We start from the raw sequence: 17394 nt of genomic DNA, 5'->3' as shown, positions 1-17394 counted from the left end.
TCGTCAATGATCTTTCAGGGATCGGCGCGTCCGTACCGATGGGCCTTTTCGGCGAATTGCTGAAGATCCTTCAGGGCCTGTTGCGTGGCCATCGCCGCCTGGGGGCGGTCGGTGGCCACGGCGGAGACCGCCACGGCGGTATCATCCAGAGCGGTCATGATGGCTTCGTTACGGGCCCCGAGTTCCCGCAGGCGTCGTTCCGTGTCATCCACCAGTTCCAGGCGCCGCTTCAGGGCGCGCCGCTCTTCATCGGTGATCCATGAGGATGCCTTGTCCAGGCGCTGTCTGGCATAGGTCACGTCCACGCCCGCAATTCCCCTGGCCACCGAAGCCATGGCCTGGAGGGTATCCACCGAGTTTCGGCAGACTTCCGCCACCATGTTCCGGGAGCGTTCGAAGGTGAGTTCCCGGGGGTCGAACTTGCCGCGCAGCAGGTCATCCACGTGGAGATAACGGCTGTAGAGCCGATCCGCCTGAATGGCCAGGTCCGGGCGGTTCAGTGCCAGCAGGTCCTTCTTGGCCTGCCAGAACCCCAGGATCACGTCATCGGTTTCCGCCGGTGGCTGATCCGGACGCAGTACCGTCAGCCCCTGTTCCCGGGCCTTGCGTTCCAGTTCGGCCCGCTCTCGCGCCGCCTCGGCGGCGAGCCGGGCCTGGCGGCGCCGCTCGGCCTGGGCTTGTTGCCAGCGCCGCCAGCCTCGTTCCAAGGGGATGGCCACGGGAATGGCCGCAAGACCGGCCAGCCAGCCCCATAGGGAGGGAGAAAAGCCGCCCCAGAGGGAAGTGACCCAGAGGATGAAGGCGACAAAGGGGAAGATCAGCCAATAGCGCAGCGCCACCTGCCAGCGGGTGGGCGGATCGGTGGGCAGTACCAGCCTGGGGTTGATCATGCCGACAATCAACCAGGGCAGGCAGGACAGAAACAGCCCGTAAGCAAAACCTTGCAGGAATCCGAACATGGACGGGATTGTAGGGCCTATCGCAGCAGATGGCGACGATAGACCAGCAGATGAATCCCCAGGCAGGCCACGAACATCCAGCCGGTGCTGGCATGCCAGTATTTCCAGCCCCGGGGACGCACTTGCGTCACCGCCAGAGATGCCGCCAGGCTGGTGAGCATGCCGATCTTGGAGACCCGATTCACCCGCATGCGCAGGGATCGTTGTCCCGGTCGGCGCCGGTTGCCGGAGTCTGGTGCAGGTTTTTTGCTTGAACGGGCAGGGGAGGGGACCGCCGAACCGATGAGGTGTCTGATCCGGGCTTCCATCTCGGGCACTGTGCAACCGGCCCGGTCATAGTGCACGACCAGGCTACCGGCCCGGGGGTTGGGTCGCAGGTCCGTCACGCCGTCCAGGGTGAGCAGATCCCGTTCCAGTCGTGTTCTGGGCGTCTCCTGCCTCAGCAGTTCGCCCTTCAGTCGCAGCCGGCCCGGAACGGAAGAAACAATGGATACGGGGGTGCCCATGGCACTGAACTCCTCGGCAGGTATCATTACGGTGACGTATGTCGCCAATACAGCATGCTGTTCGAATGCGTGCAACTTCAGTATGCTCGAACCTGCAGCTGTATGGAGAGTCAATACCGAGGTGCGGTTGATGCGAGTCAATGCCCGTCGGGGGTGACCGGCCCATACTGATTTTGCCCGTTGCCATGAAACCATTGGATCCCGCGGTCACGTTAGCCAGCCTTAACGCCAGCCAGGTGCCCCAAGCCAGGAGTCTGCCGTGCCTGCCTGTGACACAACTTTCCTGCATCCCGCCATTCCGCGTGCTTGTTGGTGAGGGTCAGTAATGACTCATGCCGATGTATTGATTCAACTCCTGACCCGAGTGCGTGTTGCCCATCATCTGTGTGGCCGTATCCGACTGAAACTGGATGCCGACCTCAAGGATTTGGTGGGTAAGGCGGACATCCCGGAGATCGAGAGGATGCTGGACCAGTTGCCCGGGGTTTCCAGCGTGCGTCTCAACCTTCTGGCCCGCTCCTGCGTGGTGGAATACGATGCCGATGTGATCCCCATGTCGGCCTGGGAAGACTTCCTTCAGGGACATGACACCAGGCCTGCGGAGATCCTGCGCGGTATCCTGCAACAGGCTCGCCATGAATTGACGGGTGCGCTGTCCGGCTGATCCCCGCGTGCGCATTCAACCCCATCCCGGGGTGTCATGCCGGGATGATACCGACCGGATCCCTTGGGATCTCAAGGAGCACACCTATGTATCACCTGATTCCTTTTGCCGCCGGCGCCGTGGTGGGTGCGCTCGCCGTCAGACTGCTGCGCACCGACAAGACCCGGCAGGGTCTCGAAAAGGCCCAGGACACCCTGCGCGAGGCGACCGTCTCCAGCCTGAGCAGCATCGAACATGCCTCGGCCCGGGCGCGCAAGCGGTTGGAGAGCAACGTCCACGAGGGCAAGGACGATACCGATGGCGGGAACACACCGTGAAGCGGTATCCCCTTCGCTCCGGATATGGTTTCGCACCGCCGGCCCGTTCCCGTCGTCGTCCCCTGGACTGCTATGACGGCTGTTTCACCCGGGGATTTGTGACGGCCGCCTGCATTTCCGCCTTTCAGGACGTCGCGCCCCCGGCCGGCCGACCCGCCCTGCGCCGGGTCGTGCGCCATGGCTTGCAGGGCGGGACCGCCCTGGTGGCGGGCACCCGTGCCGCCAACGCGGTGAGACGGGGGGATTATCTGTCGGCATTGACGGCCGCCGCCGCCGGCGCCGCCGGCGTCATGATCATCGAACGACTCCTGCGCCCCTCCCAGGGGCGGGAGGACAAGGAGAAGGTACATGGGTAAGAAGCGCAAGAAGAACAAGGCCAAAGCGTCATGGGAGGGTTTTCATGGCTACGGTTATGGGCCGGGTTATGGCCCGGGACCCTGGCCTGGCAGGGGGCGGGGCTATGGTCCCTGTCCCTGGTATCCGGATGAGGATATGCCCGCGGGGGATCCCAGGGCAGCCGGGTATTACGGGGGGCCGGAAGGCGATGCCGATGACCAGGAACGTCGTGGCAGACAGCGCTACCGGGGCGAGGATGAAGGCTGGCTGCATCGTCTGACCCACATGCTGGATGGCCCCCATCGGGACAAGTTCCTGCTGGGCCTGATGGTGGGAGCCGGCGCCGCCTGGGTCTTGAGCGACGAGGAGATGCGTCGCAAGATCATGAAGGCGGGCCTGGACCTGTACGCCGGGGTGGCCGGCGGCGTGGAAGAGATCAAGGAACAGATGGCTGACATCAAGGCCGAGATGGAAGCGGAACGGCACGGAGACCGCTGATGGATGCGCCCTGGTTTGCCCGGCTGGAGCCGGTTCACGCCGTTGCCGGCAGAATCCGCCTGCGCTACTGGTGCCGGCCGGGCATGCCTCTGGAACCCCATCGCATCGAGCGGGCGGTGGAGTCCCTTCAGGGGGTCTGCCGGGTCCGGGTCAACCGGCGCATTCAATGTCTGGTGATCCATTATGAAGACGGTCTTACCGATCCCGTCCATCTGGAAAGCGCCCTGCTGTCATTGACGGCGCCGGCCGTGTCTTTGACCGCGCCTTTGCCCGAACGCCACGGCAGCGGACTGGCTGCGGTGGGTCTGAGCGGCGCGGTCATGCTGCTGTCCCGCTGGCTGCCCCTGTGGCTGCGATTGCCGCTCACCCTCCTGACCGCCCTGCCGGTGGCGGGGGAGGCGGTGCAGGACCTGTTCCGCAAGGGCATCAGCTCCCACGTGCTGGAAGCCCTGGCGGTCGTCATTTCCATCGGCCGCCGGGACTATTTTGCCGCCAATACCACCATCTTCCTGTTGGCCCTGGGCGAGTACCTGGAACACACCATCGAACGTCGCTCCGACGAACTGCTCAAGCATCTGCTGCATCCGGCGGACGCGGAGGTCTGGGTGGAGCGGGGCGGGGTGGAAGTCCTGATCAGCGCCCGCGAGGTAAGGGTGGGCGATACGGTGATTGCCGCCACCGGTACGGTCATCCCGGTGGATGGGACCGTACTGGGGGGCGAGGCCCTGGTGAACGAGGCCACCATGACCGGCGAAAGCGTGCCGGTGATTCGTCGCCGGGGTGACCCGGCCCTCTCCGGCACCCTGGTGGAAGAGGGGCGCATCCGCATCTACGCGGAAAAGGTGGGCCATCATGCCGCCGCGGCCCGGATTGCGGACTTCGTGGAGCAGTCCCTGAATGTGAAGAGCCACACCCAGTTGGAGGCCTCCCAACTGGCCGACCGGCTGGTACCCATGGTGCTGGGTCTGTCCGCCGGCACCTGGGCCGTATCCCGGGACTGGAACCGGGTCGCCGCCGTGCTGCAGGCGGATTATTCCTGTGCCTTGAAACTGGCCACTCCCGTGGCCTTCAAGTCCTCCATGTACCGCGCCGGCAAGACCGGCATGCTGGTGAAGGGGGCAGGGGCACTGGAGCGCCTGGCCGAGGCCGATACGGTGGTCTTCGACAAGACCGGCACCCTCACTTGCGGAGAGCTGGAAGTCACCGACTCCATCGCCTTCGATGCCGCCTTCACCTCCGAGGATCTCATCAATCTGGCGGCCTCGGTGGAAGAGCACTACTTTCATCCCCTGGCCATTGCCGTGGTGGAAGCGGCGGAACGGCTGCCCCATCAGCAGCACTTCAACCACAAGGAAGTGGAGTTCATCGTCGCCCACGGGGTGGCCAGCGTCATCGATGACAAGCGCATCGTCGTGGGTTCCCGTCATTTCCTGGAGGAACACGAGGGGATTGCCATTGCCCCCCAGACCCAGGTGATTGAATCGCTCAAGCGCCAGGGCAAGACGCTGCTCTATATTGGATTCGGTGGCGAGCTGCTCGGGGTGCTGGGTCTCAAGGACCGCCTGCGCCACAACAGCGCCGACACCGTGGCCCGCCTGCGCGGCCTGGGCATCGAGCGCATCTACATGCTCACCGGGGATCATGAAGACCGCGCCGGGGAAATGGCCGCACTGCTGGGCCTGGACGGCTATCACGCCGAACTGCTGCCGGAGGACAAGGCGCGCATCCTGCAGGAACTTTCCGCCCAGGGGGCACGGATTGCGTTTGTGGGAGACGGCATCAACGACGCCCCGGCCCTGTCCGGCGCCCATGTGGGGATCGCCATGCACCAGGGCGCCGAGATTGCCCGGCTGGCGGCGGACATCACCCTGCTGGAAGACGACATCGCCCGCGTTGCCGACGCCCGCGCCCTGGCCCTGTCGACCCGCGGCCTCATCGACAGCAACTTCCGCCTGACGGTGGGGCTCAATACCGCCATCCTGTCCGCGGCGGCCTTCGGCTGGCTCAGCCCCGTGGCCGCCTCCCTGCTTCACAACGGCAGCACCATCGCCATTCTGCTGCGTGCCCTGTCGGGCGGGGCGCGCGTCGTATCCGCGGGACAATCCTCAAACCAGGCCCCTGGCGATCAGCACGGAAAACCTGACCTGAAACAGGAAGTGCGTCACAAAATCGGCTAATCTCGACTTCAGGACCATGCATTGGAAAGGTCATGGAGTACAGGGAACCCGTGCGGCCCGAATGGGGTAGGGCTGCTGCATCGCACCACACACAATCTCCGGCCGGATTCCTCATCCGACACGTGAGGCTGTGGACATTCCACCAGCCTCACGCCGCTCCCATAGAGCAGAGCGGCGATCATCCATGCAACGCCCCCAGGTTCGCCAAGCATGCGCCACACCTCCTCTTCGCGCTTGACCGAAACTCGCCAGTATTGCCCTTCGAAAGTCGTGTTCCATTCCGTGTAACACATAAGCTTTTATCTGCTGTGCGCAGCATGGCGGATAAACGCTTATATGTTATAACCTAAGGGCGCAACAATGACGTACGCGTTGATCGATAATGCTTCACTAACTGCTGTTCAGCGTGTACTGGGCGATATTGTTGTAAGCAACCCTGATACCGTTAATGGCGACTTGGTGGCGTTTGAGAATTTAGTTCAAGCAATTCTTTTCTACGATGATCTGGTATGCATAGACAGCTACAAGCCTGAATATCGCGAGTCACGAAAAAAGGAATTTGCCTTTGTTCGGTTTGTCGCGCCAGAGGAGGTAAGCCTTAATCCAGTAGAAAAGAAAGCAAAATCTGAAGCGGATTCGATTCGTCCAGAAGTTAGAGGTGGAGAGTTCGTTGATAACGATTTTTCTGCGCTTCTTCAGATGCTCAAGATGAATATGGTGTGTACATGGGACATGGCATCAAGTAACTATTACTTGACGATGAAGATGCTGGGGCAGCCGAATACGCCTGAATTCCAAAAGTATAGCGAAGTCAGCGCATCTATATTCAGCGAGTTATCTGACGTCGGAAACACATATGGTCGTTGGTCGAACGCCGCTAGATTTGTTGGCTCTGACGGTCAGGAACACACCAGCAATATCACCAGTGCTCTTACGACCTTCATAGCTTCTCTGAACTGGCTTGCATACAAGTCAATTTATTACAGCTTAGCCGCTTCTTATCTAAAGGCGGACACTTTCCTGCATCCAATCCGCCACGCGTATCAAATCCACTGGATGCGAAAGACAGGTGCATTTGGTCACGACTTTACTTCCAAGCTACTTGGTGCGCTCAAAATCGAACTGAGCACTACCGTTGAGAAAATTATTGACAATGGGCGCAGCCAAGCTATCTCTATGGAAATTCCCATCTTTTCAGCGTGGCTTGCTTTGCAAGGTGGCGATGTATCAAGTGTTATCAGGTCGGCGCTCGAGATTAGAAACAACAATGAGTTTCAAGAGATAAGGGGGATGCTCAGAGATATTAGAGTCGCGTACGATGAAGAAGGCTTTAGTGAGGCAAATAAGCGAATCAGTCGTCTTGAGTTGGAGTTAAAGAAGGCTTCTGACAAAACACTAAGTCTGTATGGAATTAGAACTGACCAAGGTTTTTCCACAAGTTTTATTATGAAAGCATACAATTCGGTTGCGGCCATAAAGGGGTTGCCGCAGTTCCCTGAGTTTGATTTTAAGATTCCGCTGCCTGCCTTCTTGGGCACAAAGAGCTCTTCATTTTCCTGTGTTTATAAAAACGTCACTGCCGAGTTGACATCAATAGAGAGGCTGGGTGGTGTGAGAGACATTCTTGGAGCAAGGTTCAATATCGATGACGAAAGATATTCACCGCCAAAGACAGAAGCTCCTGAATATAGATATGTAACATCACATTGGAAGAAACCAATGTAGGGGTCGGTTATAACGCGTCGCTCCAGCCGATGCTAGGCCGCATTGCAGCCTTCCATGGCTGGGCTTGGCGTTATGTTTATGAAGGTTAGAGGTAATACATGGCTTTGAGCGAAGGTGATTTTCTTCTCGACGTCTGGGCATTTGACGCGGAAGGAAAAAAGATACATCCCTACAAGGGAGAGCGGGGCTTAAAAAAGGGGCTATTCATCGTTAACTTCACAAATGACACTAATAACTTCGAGGGAATGACGGAAGAACAACTCGTTGCTGCGATCACAAGCGGAAAGTTCCGAGAGCGGGGAACTATTCGAATGCTGCCCGTGAACTTTAAGTCCGGAGCAGAGAGGAATGCGTTTGCTCCGCTTTTCTTTCGCGGCAAGCATGTCAAAGACTATTGACCGCGTAACACATAATCAGATAGCCGGGGGTTTTTCTCCCCGGCCTCCACAACACCCCACATGCGGGTCCGCACGGGGCGTTTCCTCCGGAGTTCAAAGGACCATGCAACCATGGTGACCTTCAAAGCTGGTTGCCCAACGAATCGCCAAGGCCGTTTCGCCCGGTCGGGCGCATTACGTCCGCTGAGACACGCGGGTCTCTCTCGTTGCCGGAGGTTCGGGCCTTCACAGTGTCTCACCCATTACGGTGAGCGTTTGGCTACTATGCCGTCTACTAACTTCTGCCTCATCACGCCAAGCGTTGCCGATTGGCGCGCTGTCCGGGTCACGGTAGGGTCCGGTGGTGATTCCATCTCTTTCGGGCTGGCCCTCAGTCCGGCTCCCATGGCGACCACAGCCCCGGTAGGGTTCGATGGTTATTCCGGCCCTTTCGAGCCGGCCCTCAGTTCGACTCCCATAGGGACACGGACCGCAAGTGAGACAGATCTCCCCGAATAAGAACATGAACTTTCAGTGCACAACCGCCGCATTTACCCTATCCCCTGCACCTGATGGGCTTTGTCACCTTGTGCTGACTCGCCCGGGGACTGAGCCTTATATGCGATTTCTGTCCGTCGGCTCACACTTTTGCGCTCGGGCTTCCTTCAGACATTCCCTCACGGGTTTGCCCTTGCCGTCGGCTAGTAGTTACAGTCGTCCACAGAGTGGACATCACAGGTACTCCTACAGGGGACTTTCACCCCATCAGTTCATGCCCATGTCGGGCGTACACAAGGCCAGTCACGGCGACGGCTTTTTCGTTGCGGCTTCGCCTTCACTACAAAGCCGCGCGTGCTGGCGGCGTTAGCCAGAAAGCCACTGTCAATTTTTAGAGGCATATCAATGAATGATTTAGTAAAAAAGCAGGATGTGGCCTTACCCGCATTACCGGACACGGTTCTTCCAGCCATATCTCAGCTAACGACTTCTCTGGGTATCCCTCGAGAGATGCTTGCTAGTGACGAAGAAATCCAATATGCGTGGCGGGACTTGCCAAGAGAACTTCGAGAGATTCCCGAGGATCTACGAGGTGAGCTGGTTGCCAGGATGTGTGTAGCCGTAAGTACCGGGCTATTTGACGGCGCAATGAACTACATTTGGAACGCCGCGATTCTACAGTTAAGAACCAAGGTTCGGAATTTCGGGCTAGCGGTTGTCGCGCAAATTAAACAGTCTGATTTTGAGGAAAAACATCTTCTTGAGCTTCAAGACAGCAGGCTTCTTGAGCTTTGCCTCAAGTTGAACATAGTTGACGAAGATGGATTTTTCTTTCTAGACCAGTGTCGGGAGGTTAGAAACAATTTTTCGGCGGCACATCCTACGTTAGGGAAGATTAACGATCGTGAGTTCACTACGTTCCTGAATCGTTGCATTAGATATGCTCTTGCAGATTCATCATCCCCAAAGGGCGTAGATATTGGCGCATTTATATCTGCCGTAAAGGGCCAGAGGTTCAATGCTAACCAATGTCAAATCTGGATGCAGCGGCTCACTGAAACGCATGACGCCCAAAGACAGATGCTCGTCGGGATGGTGCATGGAATATATTGCGATCCAAATACATCGGAGCCGGCTCGATTAAATTCGTTAGACCTTTGCGGAGGGCTAAAAGATACGTTCACGGCTGCCATCAAGTCTGACCTTATCAATAGACATTCTGAGTATGTGGCAAAAGGGGAGCAGGAAAAGCACACCGCATCCCTTCAGTTCTTTGAAAAACTCGGACTTCTGTCTCTTCTGAATGAATCTGAACAGCATTTTGTTTTCTCTCGCTCTGTTGAACGTCTTTGGAACGTACATAATGGGATGAACAATTTTTATAATGAGCCCCCATTCGCCGAGAGGCTTTTAGAGCTATCGCAGCAAGGCGCTATTCCTGAAACCGTACAGGAGCAGTTCGTTCAAACGGTTCTTTGCTGTCGAGTAGGGAATGGCTATGGAATTTCAAACGCGGCAATACCTGCCTATGATCAGATGATTCGTGGCTTCTCCCCAAGAGAGATTGCCACAATGATTAGGTCGGCTATGGTTAAAGATAATCCTCTGGGAAATCGTCTAGCCAACAATGCTTCCTGTAGGAATAACTTCAAAGAAGTACTTGGGTACATTGATCCAGCAAGTGTGCCTAGCGGTGTCAAAGCTGATTATGACAAGATCATGAGATGAAGGCAGCGACGGACTAACAATGCCAAGCACGGCGACGGCCTTTCCGTTGCGGCTTCGCCTACACTACAAAGCTGCGCGTGTTGGCGGCGTTAGCATTCCAGTGAAATAGCCACAATATATGAGGAGACAATATTGAAACTAAAAGCAAATATACGGATATTTGATATAATTGGGCATATTGTAATTTGGCTAATTTTGATCATTATAACAATTGGGGTAGCGTTGTTTTTTCTCCCCTATTCCTTTTCAAAGTTTATAATCAATAGAACTACGCTAGTTGACCAAAATGGTGTTGAAAGAAATCTGCGCTGCAACATCGATATGTTTAGTAATATCGGGCATATAGTTCTCTGGATTATCATAACGATTTTGACGCTTGGAATTGGGTATATCTTCTATTTTTACCGAGTATGGAATTACGCCCTGAACAATACCCGTGTGGAATAAAAGTGCTAACAATGTGCAGTACTACGCCGCCGCAAGCGGCGGCGGGACGCTCGTAAACTCGCGCCCGTGTGCACGGCGTTATGCCGGTAAGCGAAATGAGCCGTTACAAAGGAGTTCTTATGGGTAAGCTGTCTCAAACAAAAGTGAGCGTTCTGGACCAGTTCGAAGCTAGGAGTGATAACTGGTCATTTGGCGAGTTCGAAAGAGCGTTAGAGGCCGCGATGGGGTCTAGATACGGGAATTACCAAACTGCAAAGATGACGATCAAGGATGCTGACTCGGAAGGAAAATGGCCTATTACGGTCAAGCGGTATGTGCTGACTAACTATAAAGCTATGGGTAGCTCCCCGGGAGAGCTAATAGAAGTTTGCAGGAGACTCATCTCTTCTATGTCCGACGAGGAGAGAGCTGAGTGGGGAATAGAACCCAAAGCATAATCGGATAGCCGGGGGTTTTTCTCCCCCGGCCTCCACAACACCCCGCATGCGGGTCCGCACGGGGCGTTTCCTCCGGAGTTCAAAGGACCATGCAACCATGGTGACCTTCAAAGCTGGTTGCCCAACGAATCGCCAAGGCCGTTTCAGCCGGTCGGGCGCATTACGTCCGCTGAGACACGCGGGTCTCTCTCGTTGCCGGAGGTTCGGGCCTTCACCGTGTCTCACCCATTACGGTGAGCGTTTGGCTACTATGCCGTCTGCTGACTTCTGCCTCATCACGCCAAGCGTTGCCGATTGGCGCGCTGTCCGGGTCACGGTAGGGTCCGGTGGTGATTCCAGTCCTTTCGGGCTGGCCCTCAGTCCGGCTCCCATGGCGACCACAGCCCCGGTAGGGTTCGATGGTTATTCCGGCCCTTTCGAGCCGGCCCTCAGTTCGACTCCCATAGGGACACGGACCGCAAGTGAGACAGATCTCCCCGAATAAGAACATGAACTTTCAGTGCACAACCGCCGCATTTACCCTATCCCCTGCACCTGATGGGCTTTGTCACCTTGTGCTGACTCGCCCGGGGACTGAGCCTTATATGCGATTTCTGTCCGTCGGCTCACACTTTTGCGCTCGGGCTTCCTTCAGACATTCCCTCACGGGTTTGCCCTTGCCGTCGGCTAGTAGTTACAGTCGTCCACAGAGTGGACATCACAGGTACTCCTACAGGGGACTTTCACCCCATCAGTTCATGCCCATGTCGGGCGTACACAAGGCCAGTCACGGCGACGGCTTTTTCGTTGCGGCTTCGCCTTCACTACAAAGCCGCGCGTGCTGGCGGCGTTAGCCAGAAAGCCACTGTCAATTTTTAGAGGCATATCAATGAATGATTTAGTAAAAAAGCAGGATGTGGCCTTACCCGCATTACCGGACACGGTTCTTCCAGCCATATCTCAGCTAACGACTTCTCTGGGTATCCCTCGAGAGATGCTTGCTAGTGACGAAGAAATCCAATATGCGTGGCGGGACTTGCCAAGAGAACTTCGAGAGATTCCCGAGGATCTACGAGGTGAGCTGGTTGCCAGGATGTGTGTAGCCGTAAGTACCGGGCTATTTGACGGCGCAATGAACTACATTTGGAACGCCGCGATTCTACAGTTAAGAACCAAGGTTCGGAATTTCGGGCTAGCGGTTGTCGCGCAAATTAAACAGTCTGATTTTGAGGAAAAACATCTTCTTGAGCTTCAAGACAGCAGGCTTCTTGAGCTTTGCCTCAAGTTGAACATAGTTGACGAAGATGGATTTTTCTTTCTAGACCAGTGTCGGGAGGTTAGAAACAATTTTTCGGCGGCACATCCTACGTTAGGGAAGATTAACGATCGTGAGTTCACTACGTTCCTGAATCGTTGCATTAGATATGCTCTTGCAGATTCATCATCCCCAAAGGGCGTAGATATTGGCGCATTTATATCTGCCGTAAAGGGCCAGAGGTTCAATGCTAACCAATGTCAAATCTGGATGCAGCGGCTCACTGAAACGCATGACGCCCAAAGACAGATGCTCGTCGGGATGGTGCATGGAATATATTGCGATCCAAATACATCGGAGCCGGCTCGATTAAATTCGTTAGACCTTTGCGGAGGGCTAAAAGATACGTTCACGGCTGCCATCAAGTCTGACCTTATCAATAGACATTCTGAGTATGTGGCAAAAGGGGAGCAGGAAAAGCACACCGCATCCCTTCAGTTCTTTGAAAAACTCGGACTTCTGTCTCTTCTGAATGAATCTGAACAGCATTTTGTTTTCTCTCGCTCTGTTGAACGTCTTTGGAACGTACATAATGGGATGAACAATTTTTATAATGAGCCCCCATTCGCCGAGAGGCTTTTAGAGCTATCGCAGCAAGGCGCTATTCCTGAAACCGTACAGGAGCAGTTCGTTCAAACGGTTCTTTGCTGTCGAGTAGGGAATGGCTATGGAATTTCAAACGCGGCAATACCTGCCTATGATCAGATGATTCGTGGCTTCTCCCCAAGAGAGATTGCCACAATGATTAGGTCGGCTATGGTTAAAGATAATCCTCTGGGAAATCGTCTAGCCAACAATGCTTCCTGTAGGAATAACTTCAAAGAAGTACTTGGGTACATTGATCCAGCAAGTGTGCCTAGCGGTGTCAAAGCTGATTATGACAAGATCATGAGATGAAGGCAGCGACGGACTAACAATGCCAAGCACGGCGACGGCCTTTCCGTTGCGGCTTCGCCTACACTACAAAGCTGCGCGTGTTGGCGGCGTTAGCATTCCAGTGAAATAGCCACAATATATGAGGAGACAATATTGAAACTAAAAGCAAATATACGGATATTTGATATAATTGGGCATATTGTAATTTGGCTAATTTTGATCATTATAACAATTGGGGTAGCGTTGTTTTTTCTCCCCTATTCCTTTTCAAAGTTTATAATCAATAGAACTACGCTAGTTGACCAAAATGGTGTTGAAAGAAATCTGCGCTGCAACATCGATATGTTTAGTAATATCGGGCATATAGTTCTCTGGATTATCATAACGATTTTGACGCTTGGAATTGGGTATATCTTCTATTTTTACCGAGTATGGAATTACGCCCTGAACAATACCAGTGTGGAATAAAAGTGCTAACAATGTGCAGTACTACGCCGCCGCAAGCGGCGGCGGGACGCTCGTAAACTCGCGCCCGTGTGCACGGCGTTATGCCGGTAAGCGAAATGAGCCGTTACAAAGGAGTTCTTATGGGTAAGCTGTCTCAAACAAAAGTGAGCGTTCTGGACCAGTTCGAAGCTAGGAGTGATAACTGGTCATTTGGCGAGTTCGAAAGAGCGTTAGAGGCCGCGATGGGGTCTAGATACGGGAATTACCAAACTGCAAAGATGACGATCAAGGATGCTGACTCGGAAGGAAAATGGCCTATTACGGTCAAGCGGTATGTGCTGACTAACTATAAAGCTATGGGTAGCTCCCCGGGAGAGCTAATAGAAGTTTGCAGGAGACTCATCTCTTCTATGTCCGACGAGGAGAGAGCTGAGTGGGGAATAGAACCCAAAGCATAATCGGATAGCCGGGGGTTTTTCTCCCCCGGCCTCCACAACACCCCGCATGCGGGTCCGCACGGGGCGTTTCCTCCGGAGTTCAAAGGACCATGCAACCATGGTGACCTTCAAAGCTGGTTGCCCAACGAATCGCCAAGGCCGTTTCAGCCGGTCGGGCGCATTACGTCCGCTGAGACACGCGGGTCTCTCTCGTTGCCGGAGGTTCGGGCCTTCACCGTGTCTCACCCATTACGGTGAGCGTTTGGCTACTATGCCGTCTGCTGACTTCTGCCTCATCACGCCAAGCGTTGCCGATTGGCGCGCTGTCCGGGTCACGGTAGGGTCCGGTGGTGATTCCAGTCCTTTCGGGCTGGCCCTCAGTCCGGCTCCCATGGCGACCACAACCCCGGTAGGGTTCGATGGTTATTCCGGCCCTTTCGAGCCGGCCCTCAGTTCGACTTCCATAGGGACACGGACCGCAAGTGAGACAGATCTCCCCGAATAAGAACATGAACTTTCAGTGCACAACCGCCGCATTTACCCTATCCCCTGCACCTGATGGGCTTCGTCACCTTGTGCTGACTCTGAAGTGGTTCAATTGTAGCGGACACCCCGTTAAGCCTCGTAGGCTATGCATCGGAGGTGTTCATGAGCAAGAAGGCACGACGTCGATACACGGCGGAATTCAAGGCTGAGGCAGTGGCATTGGTTGAGCGCCAGGGATATGGGGTGGCCGAAGCTGCCCGGTCTCTGGGGATCAATCGCAGCCTGTTGGATCGGTGGCTGCGCAAGGAACGTGAGCGGCAATCTCCCCAGCATGACCAACAGGAGGGCCAGGCCGAGGAGTTGGAACGACTTAGGGAAGAGAACCGTAAGTTACGGATGGAAAAGGAAATATTAAAAAAGGCGGGGCCTTCTTCGCCAAAGAGTCGAACTGAGATATGAGTTCATCAAGGCGGAGAAGGCCAACTTTACGGTGATGGATTTGTGTCGGGTCATGCAGGTCAGCCGCAGCGGTTACTATGCCTGGTGTCAACGGGGGCCGGATCCGGACAGAATCCGGCGGCTGGACATGGTCAAGAGCATCCACAATCGTAAACGGGGCAGTTATGGGAGCCGACGGATGGCGAAGGAGCTGCAGCGGCGTGGAGAGCCTGTAGGACGCGCTCAGGCACGCAGCCTCATGCGCGAGGCCGGAGTGGAAGCTCGGCAGCGGCGACGCTGGCGGGCCACCACGGATAGCAACCATGGGTACCCAGTGGCGCCGAATCGGTTGGAGCGGTGTTTCCAGGTGTCGGAACCCAATTGCGCTTGGGTGGCGGATATCACTGCCGTGTGGACGTTTCAGGGCTGGTTGTATCTTGCCGCGATCCTGGATCTGTACGACCGGCAGGTGGTGGGCTGGGCAATGGCCGATCACATGCGGGCTGATCTGGCACTGTCGGCCCTGGAGATGGCTGTGGGGCGCCGTCAGCCATCCTCGGGACTGATCCACCACAGCGACAGGGGTAGCCAGTACGCATCGCGTGTGTACCGGCAGCGCCTGGAGAAGCACCAGATGGTGGCTTCCATGAGCAAGAAAGGTGACTGCTGGGACAACGCTGTCATGGAGCGCTTCTTTGGTTCACTGAAAAGCGAGTGGCTGGCCGGCCAGCGTTACCTCAACCGTGAGCAGGCCCGGCAGGACATCGTTCAGTACATCGAGATGGAGTACAACAGCGACCGGCTCCACTCGTCCCTGGGGTACATCACCCCACAGCAACATTTTTTAGCGGTTGCTGCTTAATCCGTGTCCGCTGCGACTTGACCAGAACAGTCCCTGTCGGGAAAGGGCTAGCCCCCACCCGTATCGAGTCTTGGACCTGTGGCGGAGTAAGGGAGGACGAACAAGGCAGGTTAAGCGTAGACAGAGAATCCTGTAGGCCGCAGGGGTGATCGCGCACCCTGAAGTGCTGGTACAGCTTCGATAAGCTCAGTTCCGGGCGCCGAGGGTTTTAACGTGCACCGAAGGCAACACAGAAGCACCCGTCAGGGCGAGGGTGTGGAGGTCCGGCGGAGTCCACAGGCCGTGGCATGCAGGAAGAGATACGTCGGAGAACTCGGGAAGCCCCGATGGGCTCTTGGACGGACTTGCCATCGCCAGGGCATGCGGTTATTGAGGCACGCAAGGGGAAAACTCGGAGACAGTAGTGGTGATTTACATAACCAGGCCAGGTACGGCGACAGCTTTTCCGTTGCGGCTCCGCCTCCACTTCAAAGCTGCGCGTGTTGGCGGCGTTAGAGCTGGTCGTAGTGCCCGCCGATGGCGAATATGTAAATGGACTTCTCGTCAAATCGATATATAAGCCGATCTCTCTGCGAAATCCGTTTTGACCAGAGGCCAGTAAGGTTGTGCTTAAGTTGCTCGGGCTTACCCAGCCCCGATGACGGATCATCAGACCGGAGCATGTCCTTGAGCAGTTTACATAAGGCCTTGTGTAGCCGCTTGTCCTTTTCGCGCATAGCCTCATACGCTTCCCAGGTATTACCCTCAAATACCAGCGATCTCATTCATTTGCTCGTCAGTCGGTTTGTATCCTTGTCCCTGGGCATGGGTTTCAAGGGAGTCGGCAATCTGCTGCATGAGACTCTTGCTTTGAAGGACGTGAAGGGTTTCCTGCTCGCGCTCCCAGTCTTCGGCGCTCATAACCACAAAGGCCTCACCTGCTCGTCGAGTCACCTTAAGGGGCTCATGCCGGCTAACTGCTTGCTCTACAAGGGCTTTCAGGTTATCCCTGAATTTGTTTACGCTGATTGTATCCATGACCTTTCTCTTGTGTACGGAAACTCCGTACCATTTTATAGCAAAGGCCCTAACAAGGCCAAGCACAGCGACAGCTTCTCCGCTGCGGCTTCGCCTACACTACGTGCGGCAGCTTGCGATCCTCGAATACTGGCAGGGCGTGAACCCGCGGGAGTTCATGCCCGGCACGGTACGCGCCACCGATCGTTTCGTGCGGGCGCATTTTTATGTGAACGCGGTGGTGCAAAGTGCCGACCCGCGCATTGCCGCGGCCTCGGTGTTCAGCGTGATCCGTCAGGTGTCCGTGCCCTGGGGTATCAGCATCGCCGACCAGCCCAACCTTTCGACCACCCGCTGGCGCGTGGTGGCCGACCACAAGCAGCTGCGTTATTACGTTGAACATTTCCCCGCGCATTCCCCCTGCTAGGCGTTAGCCAGGAGGGGGTCAAGCGGGGTTTCTTTTGAGGGGTTTGGTGCCTTGTGATTCCACGTAGGCCCGAACCGTCTCCAGGGATGCCCCACCGACAGAGCCAACGTAATAGGCGCGGTGCCAAAACATCGGTTTGCAATAAAACGCCGCCAAGTGCTCGGCAAAACGATTGCGGGCGCGGCGGGCGCTGGCTGTCTTGAGATTGTTGACCAGCGTGGAAAGGTTCAATGCCGGATGGATCGCTATCAGCAGGTGAACGTGATCAGCCTCGCCACCAAATTCGATCAGTTCACAACGCCATGCCGCCAGGATCTCCGAAAACGCCCCCTCCAGGTAGTCCCTCAGTTCTTCATGCAGGCAAGGGCGACGGTACTTGGTCACAAAAACAACATGCAGCTTAATGTCATAAACGGCGTGAGAACGAGATTTAGTGCTACTTTCCATGGTTGCGCCTTGGTG

At 55.8% G+C, this 17394-nt stretch carries 19 protein-coding genes and 1 pseudogene; 15 read left to right on the top strand and 5 right to left on the bottom strand.

Going from position 1 to position 17394, the window contains the following annotated elements; translation table 11 throughout:
- Positions 1 to 14: 14 nt before the first annotated feature.
- Together ACLF6L_RS10005 and ACLF6L_RS10000 are read right to left on the bottom strand one after the other, a co-directional pair.
- Entirely contained in the window at positions 15 to 959 is a 945-nt protein-coding gene (locus ACLF6L_RS10005) for a cobyrinic acid a,c-diamide synthase (protein WP_412851606.1), read from the bottom strand.
- A 17-nt stretch (positions 960 to 976) separates the two neighbouring features.
- Complete coding sequence (locus ACLF6L_RS10000) at positions 977 to 1465, bottom strand: hypothetical protein (RefSeq protein ID WP_412851605.1); 489 nt, start codon at positions 1463 to 1465, stop codon at positions 977 to 979.
- Between the two features lie 325 nt (positions 1466 to 1790).
- Here ACLF6L_RS10000 and ACLF6L_RS09995 point away from each other — a divergent pair, with 325 nt between their 5' ends.
- From ACLF6L_RS09995 to ACLF6L_RS09930, 14 genes and pseudogenes are all read left to right on the top strand, one after another.
- On the top strand, positions 1791 to 2129 hold the full coding sequence (locus tag ACLF6L_RS09995) for a cation transporter (RefSeq protein ID WP_200175095.1): 339 nt from the start codon (positions 1791 to 1793) through the stop codon (positions 2127 to 2129).
- An 86-nt stretch (positions 2130 to 2215) separates the two neighbouring features.
- Positions 2216 to 2446, top strand: a complete 231-nt coding sequence (locus ACLF6L_RS09990; protein ID WP_141565266.1) for a hypothetical protein — start codon at positions 2216 to 2218, stop codon at positions 2444 to 2446.
- Positions 2443 to 2802, top strand: coding sequence for a hypothetical protein (locus ACLF6L_RS09985; protein WP_238616127.1), 360 nt, complete (start codon positions 2443 to 2445; stop codon positions 2800 to 2802). The genes ACLF6L_RS09990 and ACLF6L_RS09985 overlap by 4 nt, the downstream gene beginning before the upstream one ends.
- On the top strand, positions 2795 to 3280 hold the full coding sequence (locus tag ACLF6L_RS09980) for a YtxH domain-containing protein (protein WP_412851604.1): 486 nt from the start codon (positions 2795 to 2797) through the stop codon (positions 3278 to 3280). The genes ACLF6L_RS09985 and ACLF6L_RS09980 overlap by 8 nt, the downstream gene beginning before the upstream one ends.
- The gene (locus tag ACLF6L_RS09975) at positions 3280 to 5457 is read left to right on the top strand and encodes a heavy metal translocating P-type ATPase (protein WP_412851603.1); all 2178 of its coding nucleotides are present in this window, start codon (positions 3280 to 3282) and stop codon (positions 5455 to 5457) included. The genes ACLF6L_RS09980 and ACLF6L_RS09975 overlap by 1 nt, the downstream gene beginning before the upstream one ends.
- A 372-nt stretch (positions 5458 to 5829) precedes the next feature.
- Positions 5830 to 7182: a hypothetical protein gene (locus ACLF6L_RS09970; RefSeq protein WP_412851602.1), complete on the top strand. Its 1353-nt coding sequence runs from the start codon at positions 5830 to 5832 to the stop codon at positions 7180 to 7182.
- Between the two features lie 98 nt (positions 7183 to 7280).
- On the top strand, positions 7281 to 7580 hold the full coding sequence (locus ACLF6L_RS09965) for a hypothetical protein (RefSeq protein WP_412851601.1): 300 nt from the start codon (positions 7281 to 7283) through the stop codon (positions 7578 to 7580).
- 882 nt (positions 7581 to 8462) lie between these two features.
- The gene (locus ACLF6L_RS09960) at positions 8463 to 9785 is read left to right on the top strand and encodes a hypothetical protein (protein WP_412851599.1); all 1323 of its coding nucleotides are present in this window, start codon (positions 8463 to 8465) and stop codon (positions 9783 to 9785) included.
- A gap of 132 nt (positions 9786 to 9917) precedes the next feature.
- Complete coding sequence (locus ACLF6L_RS09955) at positions 9918 to 10232, top strand: DUF6693 family protein (RefSeq protein WP_412851600.1); 315 nt, start codon at positions 9918 to 9920, stop codon at positions 10230 to 10232.
- A gap of 95 nt (positions 10233 to 10327) precedes the next feature.
- Positions 10328 to 10669 (top strand): hypothetical protein, encoded by a 342-nt coding sequence (locus ACLF6L_RS09950; protein ID WP_412851597.1) that lies wholly within the window; start codon positions 10328 to 10330, stop codon positions 10667 to 10669.
- Positions 10670 to 11537: 868 nt separating this feature from the next.
- The gene (locus tag ACLF6L_RS09945; protein ID WP_412851599.1) at positions 11538 to 12860 is read left to right on the top strand and encodes a hypothetical protein; all 1323 of its coding nucleotides are present in this window, start codon (positions 11538 to 11540) and stop codon (positions 12858 to 12860) included.
- Positions 12861 to 12992: 132 nt separating this feature from the next.
- On the top strand, positions 12993 to 13307 hold the full coding sequence (locus tag ACLF6L_RS09940) for a DUF6693 family protein (protein ID WP_412851598.1): 315 nt from the start codon (positions 12993 to 12995) through the stop codon (positions 13305 to 13307).
- A 95-nt stretch (positions 13308 to 13402) separates the two neighbouring features.
- Positions 13403 to 13744: a hypothetical protein gene (locus tag ACLF6L_RS09935; RefSeq protein WP_412851597.1), complete on the top strand. Its 342-nt coding sequence runs from the start codon at positions 13403 to 13405 to the stop codon at positions 13742 to 13744.
- Between the two features lie 627 nt (positions 13745 to 14371).
- Positions 14372 to 15509 (top strand): annotated as a pseudogene (locus ACLF6L_RS09930) (IS3 family transposase).
- Positions 15510 to 16000: 491 nt separating this feature from the next.
- On the opposite strand, the gene ACLF6L_RS09925 reads toward ACLF6L_RS09930, so the two are convergent.
- Positions 16001 to 16273, bottom strand: a complete 273-nt coding sequence (locus ACLF6L_RS09925; RefSeq protein ID WP_412851596.1) for a Txe/YoeB family addiction module toxin — start codon at positions 16271 to 16273, stop codon at positions 16001 to 16003.
- Positions 16254 to 16526, bottom strand: a complete 273-nt coding sequence (locus ACLF6L_RS09920) for a type II toxin-antitoxin system Phd/YefM family antitoxin (RefSeq protein ID WP_412851595.1) — start codon at positions 16524 to 16526, stop codon at positions 16254 to 16256. Before ACLF6L_RS09920 ends, ACLF6L_RS09925 begins: the two co-directional genes overlap by 20 nt.
- A 103-nt stretch (positions 16527 to 16629) precedes the next feature.
- On the opposite strand from ACLF6L_RS09920, the gene ACLF6L_RS09915 reads away from it, so the two are divergent.
- Entirely contained in the window at positions 16630 to 16932 is a 303-nt protein-coding gene (locus ACLF6L_RS09915; protein WP_412851594.1) for a linear amide C-N hydrolase, read from the top strand.
- A gap of 18 nt (positions 16933 to 16950) precedes the next feature.
- Here the strand turns inward: ACLF6L_RS09915 and tnpA are convergent, their stop codons facing one another.
- Positions 16951 to 17379 carry an IS200/IS605 family transposase gene (gene tnpA / locus ACLF6L_RS09910; protein WP_412851593.1) on the bottom strand — a complete coding sequence of 143 codons (429 nt, stop codon included), beginning with the start codon at positions 17377 to 17379 and terminating at the stop codon, positions 16951 to 16953.
- Between the last annotated feature and the right edge of the window lie 15 nt (positions 17380 to 17394).

It is taken from the genome of Ectothiorhodospira shaposhnikovii, assembly GCF_047222355.1.
Taxonomy (GTDB): domain Bacteria; phylum Pseudomonadota; class Gammaproteobacteria; order Ectothiorhodospirales; family Ectothiorhodospiraceae; genus Ectothiorhodospira.
The sequence above is the reverse complement of the archived record's forward strand: the minus strand, read 5'-3'. Positions and strand labels throughout refer to the sequence as shown.

Bases quoted from the DNA above. Each gene is read 5' to 3' on its own strand.
- ACLF6L_RS09960 (WP_412851599.1), top strand. From the start codon at position 8,463: ATGAATGATTTAGTAAAAAAGCAGGATGTGGCCTTACCCGCATTACCG.
- ACLF6L_RS09990 (WP_141565266.1), top strand. From the start codon at position 2,216: ATGTATCACCTGATTCCTTTTGCCGCCGGCGCCGTGGTGGGTGCGCTC.
- ACLF6L_RS09935 (WP_412851597.1), top strand. From the start codon at position 13,403: ATGAGCCGTTACAAAGGAGTTCTTATGGGTAAGCTGTCTCAAACAAAA.
- ACLF6L_RS09920 (WP_412851595.1), bottom strand. From the start codon at position 16,526: ATGGATACAATCAGCGTAAACAAATTCAGGGATAACCTGAAAGCCCTT.
- tnpA (WP_412851593.1), bottom strand. From the start codon at position 17,379: ATGGAAAGTAGCACTAAATCTCGTTCTCACGCCGTTTATGACATTAAG.
- ACLF6L_RS09995 (WP_200175095.1), top strand. From the start codon at position 1,791: ATGACTCATGCCGATGTATTGATTCAACTCCTGACCCGAGTGCGTGTT.
- ACLF6L_RS09980 (WP_412851604.1), top strand. From the start codon at position 2,795: ATGGGTAAGAAGCGCAAGAAGAACAAGGCCAAAGCGTCATGGGAGGGT.
- ACLF6L_RS10000 (WP_412851605.1), bottom strand. From the start codon at position 1,465: ATGGGCACCCCCGTATCCATTGTTTCTTCCGTTCCGGGCCGGCTGCGA.
- ACLF6L_RS09945 (WP_412851599.1), top strand. From the start codon at position 11,538: ATGAATGATTTAGTAAAAAAGCAGGATGTGGCCTTACCCGCATTACCG.
- ACLF6L_RS09950 (WP_412851597.1), top strand. From the start codon at position 10,328: ATGAGCCGTTACAAAGGAGTTCTTATGGGTAAGCTGTCTCAAACAAAA.
- ACLF6L_RS09965 (WP_412851601.1), top strand. From the start codon at position 7,281: ATGGCTTTGAGCGAAGGTGATTTTCTTCTCGACGTCTGGGCATTTGAC.
- ACLF6L_RS09925 (WP_412851596.1), bottom strand. From the start codon at position 16,273: ATGAGATCGCTGGTATTTGAGGGTAATACCTGGGAAGCGTATGAGGCT.
- ACLF6L_RS10005 (WP_412851606.1), bottom strand. From the start codon at position 959: ATGTTCGGATTCCTGCAAGGTTTTGCTTACGGGCTGTTTCTGTCCTGC.
- ACLF6L_RS09975 (WP_412851603.1), top strand. From the start codon at position 3,280: ATGGATGCGCCCTGGTTTGCCCGGCTGGAGCCGGTTCACGCCGTTGCC.